11 protein-coding genes are annotated in these 12,073 nt (G+C 66.2%); 2 read left to right on the top strand and 9 right to left on the bottom strand.

What is annotated here, in order from left to right; translation table 11 throughout:
* Positions 1–6: 6 nt before the first annotated feature.
* From ACLMAL_RS18805 to dxr, 5 genes are all read right to left on the bottom strand, one after another.
* On the bottom strand, positions 7–1,794 hold the full coding sequence (locus ACLMAL_RS18805; RefSeq protein WP_412000242.1) for a penicillin-binding transpeptidase domain-containing protein: 1,788 nt from the start codon (positions 1,792–1,794) through the stop codon (positions 7–9).
* A 64-nt stretch (positions 1,795–1,858) separates the two neighbouring features.
* A complete protein-coding gene (locus ACLMAL_RS18800) occupies positions 1,859–2,722 on the bottom strand; it encodes a GNAT family N-acetyltransferase (RefSeq protein ID WP_412000241.1) in 864 nt (287 codons plus the stop codon).
* Between the two features lie 58 nt (positions 2,723–2,780).
* Entirely contained in the window at positions 2,781–3,938 is a 1,158-nt protein-coding gene (gene ispG, locus ACLMAL_RS18795) for a flavodoxin-dependent (E)-4-hydroxy-3-methylbut-2-enyl-diphosphate synthase (RefSeq protein ID WP_406231461.1), read from the bottom strand.
* 166 nt (positions 3,939–4,104) lie between these two features.
* Complete coding sequence (locus ACLMAL_RS18790; RefSeq protein ID WP_412000240.1) at positions 4,105–5,307, bottom strand: M50 family metallopeptidase; 1,203 nt, start codon at positions 5,305–5,307, stop codon at positions 4,105–4,107.
* A gap of 299 nt (positions 5,308–5,606) precedes the next feature.
* The gene (dxr, locus tag ACLMAL_RS18785) at positions 5,607–6,746 is read right to left on the bottom strand and encodes a 1-deoxy-D-xylulose-5-phosphate reductoisomerase (protein ID WP_412000239.1); all 1,140 of its coding nucleotides are present in this window, start codon (positions 6,744–6,746) and stop codon (positions 5,607–5,609) included.
* Positions 6,747–6,832: 86 nt separating this feature from the next.
* On the opposite strand from dxr, the gene ACLMAL_RS18780 reads away from it, so the two are divergent.
* Positions 6,833–7,102 carry a DUF2631 domain-containing protein gene (locus ACLMAL_RS18780; protein WP_412000238.1) on the top strand — a complete coding sequence of 90 codons (270 nt, stop codon included), beginning with the start codon at positions 6,833–6,835 and terminating at the stop codon, positions 7,100–7,102.
* A 179-nt stretch (positions 7,103–7,281) separates the two neighbouring features.
* Here the strand turns inward: ACLMAL_RS18780 and ACLMAL_RS18775 are convergent, their stop codons facing one another.
* From ACLMAL_RS18775 to ACLMAL_RS18765, 3 genes are all read right to left on the bottom strand, one after another.
* On the bottom strand, positions 7,282–7,575 hold the full coding sequence (locus ACLMAL_RS18775; RefSeq protein WP_412000237.1) for a hypothetical protein: 294 nt from the start codon (positions 7,573–7,575) through the stop codon (positions 7,282–7,284).
* Positions 7,572–8,120: an RNA polymerase sigma factor gene (locus ACLMAL_RS18770; protein WP_412000236.1), complete on the bottom strand. Its 549-nt coding sequence runs from the start codon at positions 8,118–8,120 to the stop codon at positions 7,572–7,574. Before ACLMAL_RS18770 ends, ACLMAL_RS18775 begins: the two co-directional genes overlap by 4 nt.
* Before the next feature lie 356 nt (positions 8,121–8,476).
* Positions 8,477–9,406, bottom strand: a complete 930-nt coding sequence (locus tag ACLMAL_RS18765) for a LysR family transcriptional regulator (RefSeq protein ID WP_412000235.1) — start codon at positions 9,404–9,406, stop codon at positions 8,477–8,479.
* Between the two features lie 254 nt (positions 9,407–9,660).
* Between ACLMAL_RS18765 and ACLMAL_RS18760 the strand changes: the two genes are divergently transcribed.
* Positions 9,661–10,074: a DUF5997 family protein gene (locus ACLMAL_RS18760; RefSeq protein ID WP_412000234.1), complete on the top strand. Its 414-nt coding sequence runs from the start codon at positions 9,661–9,663 to the stop codon at positions 10,072–10,074.
* A 314-nt stretch (positions 10,075–10,388) separates the two neighbouring features.
* Here the strand turns inward: ACLMAL_RS18760 and ACLMAL_RS18755 are convergent, their stop codons facing one another.
* Positions 10,389–11,972: a serine hydrolase gene (locus tag ACLMAL_RS18755; RefSeq protein WP_412000233.1), complete on the bottom strand. Its 1,584-nt coding sequence runs from the start codon at positions 11,970–11,972 to the stop codon at positions 10,389–10,391.
* Between the last annotated feature and the right edge of the window lie 101 nt (positions 11,973–12,073).

The raw sequence follows: 12,073 nt of genomic DNA, 5'->3' as shown, positions 1-12,073 counted from the left end.
CGAGTGTCAGTACCCCGCGGGCAGCACCGTGAACATATCGCGGGTGACCGCTACCGCATGGTCGGAGCTGCCGCCCCTGACCAGCAACGTGGCGAAGGCGATATCGCCTCGGTAGCCGACGAACCACGAGTGCGACCCACCGTCGACCTCGGCCTCTCCCGTCTTGCCGAACACCTCGCCCTGGTCGGCGATCCGTTCGGCGGTGCCGCCGGTGACCACCTTGCGCATCATCGTCCGCAACCCGTCGATCACCTCGGGTGCGATGGCCGGGCGTTCGCCCTCGATCGTGGTGGTGCGACCGGCGATCAAGTACGGCACCGGCGCCGACCCGTGCGCGATCGTCGCTGCCATCACCGCCATCCCGAACGGGCTCACCACTACCTTGCCCTGGCCGATTCCATCCTCGCTGCGCTGGATCAGGTCGTCCGACAGCGGCACCGAACCCGAGGTGGTCGGCAGCCCGGCGATCGTATAGCCGGGTCCGACGCCCAGTTTCGCGGCCGTCGTGTGCAGTGCGTCACTCGGCAGCTCGCTGGCCACCTTCGCGAACGAGGTGTTGCAGGAACGCTCGTACGCGGTCGCCATCGGCACCTCGCCGAGGGTGAACAGGTTGTAGTTGGGAATCGTACGCTCCCCGACCACAATTCGGCTCGGACAGGGCAGCAGTGTGTCCGGCGTGGCCTTTCCACTCGACATTGCGGCGGCCGCGGTGACCGTCTTGAAAACCGAGCCGGGCGGATACTGCCCCATGGTCGCGACCGGGCCGTCCTGGTCGGCGGCCTTGTTCTGCGCGACCGCGAGAATCGCGCCGGTGGAGGGGCGCAGCACCACCATCATGGTCTGCTCGGTGCGCGCATCCACCGCGCGCTGCGCGGCATTCTGCACGAACCGGTCGACGCTCAGCGAGAACGACGGCGCCGGCTGCGAGGCCACCTCGGTGAGCACGTCGGTGTCGGCACCGTTGGCGTTCATCGTGACGACGCTCCACCCCGCCTTGCCGTCCACCTCGGCGATCACCGTCTTGCGCACCTGCGCGAGCAGATCCGGCGCGAAATTCCGGTCGATGGCGACCATGTCCCATTGCTGGGTCACCGTCACACCGGGCAATCCGATCAGGTCCGCGCTCACCTCGTCGAATTCGTTCTCGCTCAACAGCGCAACGGTATAGGCGCCGTTGGCGGATCTCGCCGCACCCAGGATGGCCGCCGGGGTGAGCCGCTCGTCGAACCGGTGCAGCGCCGTGGCCAGTGACGTCGCCACGAAGTCCTGGTCAGAGCTGGCAGTCGCGGTGAACAGGACACGGGAGACTTTGCCGGGCACCAGCACGTCGCTGCCGGACTGCTCGTTGACCCTGGCGCGGGGCGCGGGGTTGGCACGCAGGGCCATGGTCTGGGTGTTGCCGAGCTTCGGATGGATATCCGAGGAAGTCCAGCGCACCATCCAGCGCCCGTCGCTGCGCCCCATCTGCAGCTGGCCGGTGTAGCGCCAGGTCCGGTTCTTGGGCAGCAGCCACTCGTAGGTGTAGTCGACAGTCGCGGTGTCGCCGGTGACCCTGGCCGCGCCGGTGTGCGCGATCAACTGCTCGGCTTGGAGCTGATCCCATGCGGAACTCAGTGCGGCGGTTGCCTTCTCGGGTTGGCTGGTGAGCTGTGCCGCCGTGTCGAGGTCGCGGCTCGAGAAAGCCGAGACGAAAGCATCGGCCGCGGCGACCGGCCCCTGCGGGCGCGCCGAACAGCCGGTTCCCGCAGCGGCGAGCACCGCGACGGCCAGCGAGATGAGCATGCGAGTCGACATCGGCACCGATGGTAATAGCCAATTGCGAGCAAACGCCTGTGGCGCACCGACGTTCGGCCGAAGTTCAATCGAGCAGCACCGTGGCGAAGGTAGCGATCTGGCGGAAGCCGACCCGGCTGTAGGCCCGGCGGGCAATGTTGTTGTAGTCGTTCACATACAGGCTTGCGGTCCGCCCGGAGGCGACCACCGCATTGGCGACCGTTGCCGTGCCGCCGGTGCCGAGCCCCGCGCCGCGGCGTTCTGGATGCACCCATACGCCCTGGATCTGGCCGGTGCGCCGAGACAGCGAGCCGACCTCGGCCTTGAAGACGACCTCGCCGTCCTCGAACCGCGCCCACGCCCGACCGGAGCCGATCAGACTCGCGATCCGGCGACGGTAGCCACGACCGCCATCGCCCGCACGCGGGTCGACGCCGACCTCCTCGATGAACATGGCGATGGCCGCGTTGAGATAGCGGTCCAATTCGTCGGGCCGGACCCGGCGGACCTCGAGGTCAGCGGTCGCGATCGCGGGCTGGCCGAGTGCGAGCAGCGGCTGCTCACCACGCACCTCCCGCTCCGGTCCCCAATGCGAGGCGAGCATCTCCCACAGCGGCAGCGCCAGCTCTCGACGCCCGACCACCGAGGAGCACACGCGTGGCCAGCGCACTGCCCGATCGGCGAAGGCGCGCAACGCGTCCTGATCGCCACGCAGCGGCACCATGTTCGCCCCGGAGAAGCACAGCGACTCCGACGGGCCGCCACGACTCCATAGCTCGCCCAGCCCGCTACCGGTTTCCAGCCCGAACTCCTGCAACCGCGCGGCGACCATGCACGAGGCGACCGGATCGGTATCGAGCACTCTCAGGACCTGTGCCAGATCCCGGTTCGCGAGCTGACGCGCGGGGGCAAATTTCGCCCGTCGCGTCGGCTCCAGCAGACTCCGCACGAATGACAGCCTGCCACGAATCGGGCAGATGTGGTATGCCGATGCCGAATAGCAACACCTAGCCGACCGTGACGACCGGTTCCCCCGCACCCGCGTCCTCGCCCATCTGCTCGGCCAAGCGCATGGCCTCCTCGATCAGCGTCTCCACGATCAATGCCTCCGGCACCGTCTTGATGACCTCACCCTTGACGAAGATCTGGCCCTTGCCGTTGCCGGATGCGACGCCGAGGTCGGCTTCACGGGCCTCACCGGGACCGTTCACCACACAGCCCATCACTGCGACGCGCAGCGGCACTTCCATGCCCTCCAGCCCGGCGGTCACCTCGTTGGCCAGGGTGTACACATCCACTTGGGCGCGGCCGCAGGACGGGCACGACACGATCTCCAGCTTGCGCGGGCGCAGGTTCAGCGACTGCAGGATCTGCCCGCCGACCTTGACCTCTTCCGCGGGCGGTGCGGACAGCGACACCCGGATCGTGTCACCGATGCCCTCCGACAGCAGTGCACCGAACGCCACCGCCGACTTGATCGTGCCCTGGAATGCCGGGCCTGCCTCGGTCACACCGAGGTGCAACGGGTAGTCGGACTGCGCGGCGAGCTGCCGGTATGCCTCGACCATGATCACCGGGTCGTTGTGCTTGACCGAGATCTTGATATCGCCGAAGCCGTGCTCCTCGAACAGGCTCGCTTCCCACAGCGCCGACTCGACGAGCGCCTCCGGGGTCGCCTTGCCGTACTTCTCCAGCATCCGCTTGTCCAGCGAACCGGCGTTCACCCCGATGCGAATCGGAATGCCCGCGGCGCCTGCGGCTTTCGCGACCTCGCCGACGCGACCGTCGAACTCTTTGATGTTGCCGGGGTTGACACGCACCGCCGCACAGCCCGCGTCTATCGCAGCGAAGATGTAGCGCGGCTGGAAGTGGATGTCGGCGATGACCGGGATCTGGCTCTTGCGCGCGATGGTGGCGAGCGCGTCGGCATCCTCCTGGCGGGGACAAGCCACACGCACGATGTCGCACCCCGAGGCGGTCAGCTCCGCGATCTGCTGCAGGGTCGCGTTGATGTCGTGGGTCTTGGTGGTGGTCATCGACTGCACCGAGATCGGATGATCGCTGCCGACTCCGACGCCGCCAACCACCAGCTGGCGGGTCTTGCGACGTGGCGCGAGGACGGCCGCAGGTGCGGTCGGCATCCCCAATCCGATTGTGCTGGTCACTTCCGGCTGCCTACTTTCGTGCGTTCTGGTGAGCCGTTCGCCTACCGAGCTTAGTCGCGCGGCAGCCGCTGCCCCTGTGACGACCATGACATGTTGCTGTCCCCCGGTGCCCGCGACAGGGTACCGCGTCAGGGCGAACAGCTGAAGTGGGTCGGCGGTGTCGACGTCAGGGGAACAACTTGATGGGGTTGATGATGTCGGCGACCAGGGTGAGCACCATGTACGCACCCCCGATCACCACTGCGACGTAGGTCGCCGGTAGCAGCTTCATGTAGTCGACAGGGGCACCGGGCGCGAGACCCTTCAGGCCGCGGATGGAATTACGAAGCTTCTCGTACAGCACGACGGCGATATGCCCGCCGTCCAGCGGCAGCAGCGGCAGGATGTTGAATGCGCCGAGGAAGAAATTCAGACTGGCCAAGACCAGAATGAACAGGTTCCAGAGCCCACGCTCGGCGGTCTCGCCGCCGATCTTGCTCGCACCGTAGACGCTGACCGGGGTTTCCGGGTCACGCTCGCCGCCGGTCACCGCGGTCCACAGCGCCGTCACCTTCTGCGGCATCTGAGCCAGCGACTGGAGCGTGCGCACGAACATGTCGCCGGTGAATGCACCTGCGGCCGGAATCGCAGCCAGCACATTGTATTTCACGGGTTCGTAGTACTCGGAGCCGACGCCGACCGCGCTTACCTCACGTCCGGGCCCGCCATCGGCCGGATAGCGCGTCACCCGCTCCGGGTTGACCGGAATGGTGAGAGTCTGCCCGTCACGTTCGACGGTGTAGGCGAACGGTCCGTTCTGCTTCTGGGTTTCGGCCTGGAACTCCGGCCAGGTCTTTACCTTCACCCCGTTGACCGCGGACACCACATCGCCGGTCTGCAGGCCGGCCTGCTGTGCCGGGCCGGCGCCGCTGCACGCCTGCAGCGTGCCGTCCACATTCTGCTGCGCGACGCAGCTCATCTTGCCGATGGTGGTGGCGGGCGGCTGATCGAAGCGCGGCAGACCCCAGCCGATAGCGAGGATGACCACCAGGATGAAGCCGAGCAGGAAGTTCATCGCAATGCCGCCGGACATCACCACCAGGCGCTTCCAGGTGGCCTGCCGGTACATCGCCCGGTCGAGATCCTCCGGCGCCAGCTCATCCAGCGCGGTCATGCCCGCGATATCGCAGAAACCACCCAGCGGCAGCGCCTTGAGGCCGTACTCGGTCTCACCGCGCCGGAAGGAGAAGATCTTCGGGCCGAAGCCGACAAAGTAGCGACGCACCTTCATGCCGGTCGCCTGCGCGGCCCACATGTGCCCGCATTCGTGCAACGCGACCGATATCGTGATGCAGAGGGCGAACAGCACGAACCCCAACGCGAACACCATGTGGTTTACAGCCCTCCTGCATTGCGCAGCTCGCCTCGATGAAATGCGACCGCAGCCGCGAGTACCGCACGCACGCGGCCGGTGGTGGTCGCGAGCACTCCGACAACAGTAACCGGACCTCGACCGACCCTCACGGCTCAGTCTGCCAGGCCGCCGTAACGCGGCGCGCCCGATCCCGTCGAACCTGCGCCCATTGCGGATGCACCGACCTGCCTGCGCATCCCGAGTTGTCCCGCGTCGGCCCGCGTGCCGGACCGCTCGGCGCGGAGCGCGTCGGCGATTGCCTGGAAGTGTGTCGGTCAGGCGTTGACGAGCGCCCTGGCATAGTCCCGTGCCCAGGTGTCGGCAGCCAGCACCTCGTGCAGCGTTTCGGGTTCGGCGCGCCACTGTTGCGCCGCGTCGACCGCGCGCGCAACGGTGCGCACGATGTCGGGGAAGCGAATGGCGCCGTCCAGGAAGGCTTGCACCGCAACCTCATTGGCCGCGTTGTAGACCGCCGTGACGCTGCCGCCCGCCATGCCCGCCTGCCTGGCCAGCTCGACAGCAGGGAACACCGCGTTGTCGACCGGCTCGAATTCCCACGTCGATGCGGTGCTGAAATCGCAGGCCGCGGCGGCGCCGGGCACCCGATCCGGCCAGCCGAGCGCCAGTGCGATGGGCAGCTTCATGTCCGGCGGGCTGGCCTGCGCCAGGGTGGAGCCGTCGGTGAAGGTGACCATGGAGTGCACGATCGACTGCGGATGCACAGTGACGTCGATGCGGTCGTAGGCAATGCCGAACAGCAGATGGGTTTCGATCAGTTCCAGACCCTTGTTCACCAGCGACGCCGAATTCAACGTGTTCATCAAACCCATCGACCAGGTCGGATGTGCCTTCGCCTCGGCGGGGTTCACCGATTCGAGCATTTCGGCGGTCCAGCCGCGGAACGGACCGCCCGACGCGGTCAAGATCAGGCGGTCGACCTCGTCGGCCCGACCTCCGCGCAGGCACTGCGCGAGCGCCGAATGCTCCGAATCGACCGGAACGATCTGGCCGGGGGCCGCCGCACGCGTCACCAGCGAGCCACCAGCAACCAGCGACTCCTTGTTCGCCAACGCGAGCCTGGTGCCCGACTGCAACGTGGCGAGGGTCGGCTCCAGGCCGAGCGAGCCGACCAATGCGTTGAGCACCACATCGGCCTCGGTGCGGCGCACCAGCTCGGTCACCGCACCTGGACCACCGAGGGCGAGGTCGAGCTGCTGTGCCGCGGTCGGGTCGGCGACAGCGACATTGCGAGTGTTGGTCGCAGCCATCTGCGCGGCAAGCAACTCGGTGTTGCCACCGCGGGCGGCCAAGCCGACCACCTCGAACTTGTCGGGATTGGCCGCGATCACCTCGAGCGCTTGGGTCCCGATGGAACCGGTGCTGCCGAGCAGTAGGACTCTCACAATGTCGGACACGGCCCCATTGTGGCAGGGCCTGCTGGCTACGACGACCGGTCGTATGCCACGATATCGACAAGTATTCGACCCACCAAGGAGCGATCGTGGCCGCCACGGAACTCGAAACCACCCACAGTGACAGCGGCGTCCTCACCCGTGTGGATACCGCCGAGGTTCCGTCCGCCGCCTGGGGTTGGAGCGGCGAGTCCCGCCGGACCTTCCGTGCCGCAGGCTGGATCGTCGCGTTGATCCTGCTGGCCATGACCATCGGCAACCACAAAGGTCGGGTCGAAGACGTCTTCCTCGTCGGCTTCGCTGTTGCCATCGCGGGCATTCTGATCCGCGACACGATTCTGCGTCGCAAGCCGCGCTAGTTCCGCGCCGAGGCTGTTGCCGTCGTCGCCAACTGCGACGACGCGCCATAGTGACATTGCACCGAGGTGCAGGCGGCCACGGTGCCCCCCATCGAAATGCTCTGCCCCGCAGAGCAATAGGAGCCGGAACCGGCAGCCGCTACCCCGACACGGACAACCCGCGTCGGGGTCCGGCTGGATCATTGCGATGCAGGACCCTCGCCGCCCGCGCGGGAACCCGCGACCGTCAGTTCACAGCGGCCGTCGACGCAGGACCGTTCCAAACGGCCCATCGAGATGGTTTGAGCCAACCCGATCGCCCAGCAGGTCGGGCAACCGCGCAACGCAACCAAACCGACCGGTGCCAGTAGCAAGCTGATCGGTCCGGTCAGCGGTAGCAACGCCACCGAGCCGATCAAGGCACCGAATCCCATAGCCCCGCGGGCCAAGTGACGGGGCACCGACCTGCTGGAATAGCTCGGCTCGGCGGTCATTCTCGGCCTCCGAACATCGGATCCTGCAATGTGTGATGCACGGCGGACCTGGCGCGGTGCAGCCGCGATTTCATCGCCGCGGTGCTGAGGCCGAGTAGATCGGCGACCATGCGGCCGCTGTAGCCCTGTATGTCACGCATGATCAGCACGCGTCGTTGGTCGCCCGGCAGCGCCGCAATGGCCGCCGCGACCCGCTCGGCTTCCAGGCGATGCATCGCCGCGTCCTCCGCAGACACCGTGCCTTCGTCGAAGACCGGTTCGGAGCGGCGCGACATCAGCCGCAACTGGCGCAGACATTCGTTGCGAACGATCCGAAACATCCACGACGCCAGAGCCCCCGACGCGCGCAACGTCCCGATCTTGCGATACAGGATGATCAGCGCCTCCTGCGCAGCATCCTCGGCGTCCTCCGGCGTAGCACACAGCGAGTAGGCGAACCGCCGGACATGCGGATGCGCCCCTGACACCAGGGCGGTAATCGATTCGGTATCCCCCGACTGCGCCGCAGCAACCAGATGCTCATCCGGCCAGCGCACGTCAGCCACGGGACCGCCCCCGCCTCCGCAGCACGGCAACACTGCACGCACAGACCGCAAGCACACCAACGACAATGGCGGCAATAATCACGACAACCTCCCGATCTCGTGCCGACGGTGTTGCCGACACAAGTATGAGAGACATAAGCGGTCGGAAAGGATTCTCATCCGATCACCGGCTCGGTGCTGATCAGTACATGGGTATCGCTGGAACAACGCATGGGGGCGGCCATGACCGCGGCTGTTCGAGCACTCGGGCGATGGCACAATGGGCGAGTTCGACTGTGTCGCAGGCCAACTGCTCGACCACCGTAGAAACCCCCGCCGGGCGACCTCGTACTCGGCAACCGACTGCACCGAGCGCGTCAGCGCCCCCGGCGCTTGGCGGGCTTCTTCTTGGAGGGGGTAGGGCGCCCACCGGTGGCTCGTTTCGGTGGTGTCCGTTTGGATTGCTGCGCCGGCTTGCTGCGCGCGGCAGGCGATCGCGAGCTTCGTTCCGAGCGGCCGCGGACGATCCCCACGAACTCTTCGACCGGTTCGGTGGTCCGATCGGTAGGCCAGGCCAACACGATCTCGGTAACGGGGACGTCGGTGACTGTTCGGTATACGAGGTCGCGGCGGGCATGCAGGCGGGCAATCGAATGCGGGACGATAGCGAAGCCGCCCACTGCCGCAACGAGCTCGATGGTGCTTCCTGCCGCATCGATATCGGTGGCGTCGTGCTGCTGTTCGTCGGCCAGGTCCGGCGTGCTCACCTGCTCGAACACCGAGAGCGGATGGTCTTTGGACACCACGGCGACGGGTAGCTCGCGGTAGAGCGAAATCGCGCTCATGCCGTCCCGGTCGAAGGGCAGGCGAACGAAGCAGAGATCGACGCGCCCGTCATGCAGCGCCGCCGACTGCTCGGCCGCCGCGATCGCGACCACTTCGAGCGGAGTATGCGGGAATCGCTCACCCCAGATCCGGGTCCATTTGGACACCGTGACGCCAGGCACGAAACCGACACGCAGGCCAGGCACATCCGTGGTGACCGGCGCTGCGGCGCGCTCATCGGCGCGAGCGATCAGCTCCCGCGCCTCCTGCAGCAGTTCATGTCCGTCGTCGGTCAGCTGCGTCGGCTGTGCCCCCGGCACGAACAGCTTGGTCCCGAGTTCGTGTTCCAGATCGATGACCGTCTGGCTCAACTTTTGGCGCGCGATGTTCAGCGACTTCGCCGCCCGCGCGAAGTGCAGTTCTTCGGCAACCGCAACAAACCAGCGCAGCCGCGCTACGTCGATGGACTCGAACCGGCTCATTCGGTCAAGGGTATTGCCCGACCTGGTCACGACCTGCGAGCGGGGGCAGACACACGGCTGTCCGGCGTACCCTCCCGCGCGCCACGGACTCCGGACGAACTGCTCCCAGTGGCGCGCATCGGGCGATTGCCGAGGGACCGGCGCAGGTTCCAGACGAACCGCACCGCCTGCCGACCTTCGGACAGCCACCTCACCTTCGCTCCGGAGCAGACTCCGAACGAACTACCTCCGACGACGCCCATTAGGCTGTATCGGTGAGCCCGGACAAGAAACCGCAGACCATGAAGCCGCTGACCGCGGCGAACAAGCTCGGCATCTATCTTCCGGCGGCGCCCGAAGAATTCCGGAACTCGCCGATCTCACGTGCCGACCTCGAAGAGCTCCGCACCAATCCCCCGGAATGGCTGACCGAACTCCGCCGCACCGGCCCCTTCCCCCGCGACGTGGTCGCCCGCAAACTCGGCGTCTCCAACACCGGCCTCGCCCGCGCCGACGTCTCCGATGCCCTCACCACCGATGAAATCGCCGCCCTGCTCGCTGACCCGCCGGAGTGGCTGATCCGCGAGCGCGAAAGCTACGCCGCGGTGCTGAAGGAAAACGAGCGCATCAAGGCGCAGCAGGCCGAGCGGCGTGCGGCGACGAACCGGCCTGCGAAGAATTACCGCTAGAGCGTCGGTCGGACTCAGCCGACTCCTCTGCCTGCGGGCTGCCCCTTGCAGGTCCCTTGGTGACCAGACCAGACTTGCGCCATCTAACGTTGCGCACGTGCCGGTCACAGGAAAGATGGGAGAATTCAAGCTGCGCAAACTCCACCCAGGCCGCTCTTATTTGAGTTTGAATGAAGAAGCTCAACTACGTTCGCCAGTAATTGAGCTTCCCGCCGCAAGCAGGGCTGGGCACCGACCTGCACCTAACCTAAGAACGCGTCCGTAACCTCCCGACCAGAGATTCTCACGCCGCGCGTACCCAGAACAGCCGAACATCATCGCTTGAACGTCCCGAGTCCGTCCTCGTCGAAATACTCGAGTGTGAGCGCGTCGGCCGTGAACGTCGCCTTGGATATGGTCCCTGGCGGGGCGTTCTCGTCACTCAGCGTGAAGACGAATGTGTCTCCGTCCCAGTGTTTCAACGGATAAGTCCGTCCAGCAGGACCCAGTGCGAGCACCAGCGTCCCGCCGGCATCCGACACCACGGCCGGTCCCCAATAGTCGTTCGCATAAGTCCCGCCATAAGACGCAAGTGGTTGCGGCGCTGCCGGATTCGCAGGCGGCTGTTTGCCGAACAACTCCCCCTCCGGCTCAGCCATCCCCGCGAAAACATGCTGGTAGAGCGCACGCCAGTCTTCGCGCACCTTGCCGTATTGCACGAGGTCGGCGAACTCGGCGGTCAGGGTTTCCGGAACTCCGATCGGCGCGGTATTGGTCAGCGCGACAATGGCCACCTCCGCCGACGGTATCACCAGAAAGTTGGTAGCCGCCCCCAACGAGAAAGCGCCCGAGTGACTATAAGTGACGCGACCAGCCGAGGTACTGGACACGTTGAACCCATACCCGTAGAAACCCGCCCGCGCATCGGGCGCGGTCGGCGGGCCCGAGATCACTTGCGGTGTGATCGCAGGCAATAGCGCCGACTCGGGCGCGATCACCTTCCCGCCGATCGCACCAGTGCCGAGCATCATGGCAAGCCACTGCGCCATATCGCGCACCGAAGAGCTGGCTCCGCCCGCAGGTGCCTGCGCATCCGGATTTCGCACCGCCTGCGCGACCCACTCCCCATCGACCGACATATGCCCCACCGCCCGATTAGATCTCGCTTTGTAATCATCGAATCGTGAACTGGTGGAGCTCATTCCGAGTGGGGTGTAGAGGACGTCGGCCGACAGCTGGGCCCACTCGGCGCCTGCGGCCTCCGCGACGGCCTCGGCTGCGGCAGTCAAGCCGAAGTTGGTGTAGTGGTAGGTAATTCGAAACGGATCGAGCGGGTCCATACGCAGTTTGTCGAGCACTTGCCTGCGGTCGTAACCCAGATCCTCCAAGCGATCACCCGCATGGTCGGGCAGCCCGCTGCGATGCGCGAAAAGGTCACCGATCGTGACATTCGCAGTGACATATGGATCGCGCAACGCAAACCATGGCAGCTTCGACACGACCGGCGTATCCCACCCGACCGATCCCGCCCCCACCTGATGCGCCACCACGGTCGCCGCAAGCGACTTGGACACCGAAGCAAGCTGAAACACCGTGTCGGAATCCACTTTATCGTCGCGTCCGACTTCACGGACGCCGAAACCCTTGCTGTACACCGCCTTCCCGCCATGCACGACAGCGACTGCCATACCCGGAATCTTCGTGTCCGCCATCAACGAATCGACCAGGCCGTCCAGTTTCTCGACGGCAACTTCTATGGCACGGTCTGGCAGCGCGAGGCCGACAACCTGGTTGGGCGCGAGATTCGCCGTCGTCAACGTGGCACCGCCTGCCCCATCGATGGCCGGCGAGCTGCAGCTCACAAGGAGCGCGACCGCGGGAAGAGCGATCGCTCCGAACCACCGGCTACGACGCGTCATGGATCATGACGGTAGTCCGCGAAAGCCGCCTATGTGAGTCGTTCGCGGCACACCGCAGCACAGCTCCAGCAAACACACGATGAGCCCAACCCCAGAGACCC

This window comes from Nocardia sp. CWNU-33, from assembly GCF_046764895.1.
Taxonomy (GTDB): domain Bacteria; phylum Actinomycetota; class Actinomycetes; order Mycobacteriales; family Mycobacteriaceae; genus Nocardia.
The sequence above is the reverse complement of the archived record's forward strand: the minus strand, read 5'-3'. Positions and strand labels throughout refer to the sequence as shown.

Bases quoted from the DNA above. Each gene is read 5' to 3' on its own strand.
- ACLMAL_RS18805 (WP_412000242.1), bottom strand. From the start codon at position 1,794: ATGTCGACTCGCATGCTCATCTCGCTGGCCGTCGCGGTGCTCGCCGCT.
- ACLMAL_RS18790 (WP_412000240.1), bottom strand. From the start codon at position 5,307: ATGGTGTTCGCGTTGGGGTTCGTGCTGTTCGCCCTCTGCATCACGATA.
- ACLMAL_RS18775 (WP_412000237.1), bottom strand. From the start codon at position 7,575: ATGACCGCCGAGCCGAGCTATTCCAGCAGGTCGGTGCCCCGTCACTTG.
- ACLMAL_RS18765 (WP_412000235.1), bottom strand. From the start codon at position 9,406: ATGAGCCGGTTCGAGTCCATCGACGTAGCGCGGCTGCGCTGGTTTGTT.
- ACLMAL_RS18755 (WP_412000233.1), bottom strand. From the start codon at position 11,972: ATGACGCGTCGTAGCCGGTGGTTCGGAGCGATCGCTCTTCCCGCGGTC.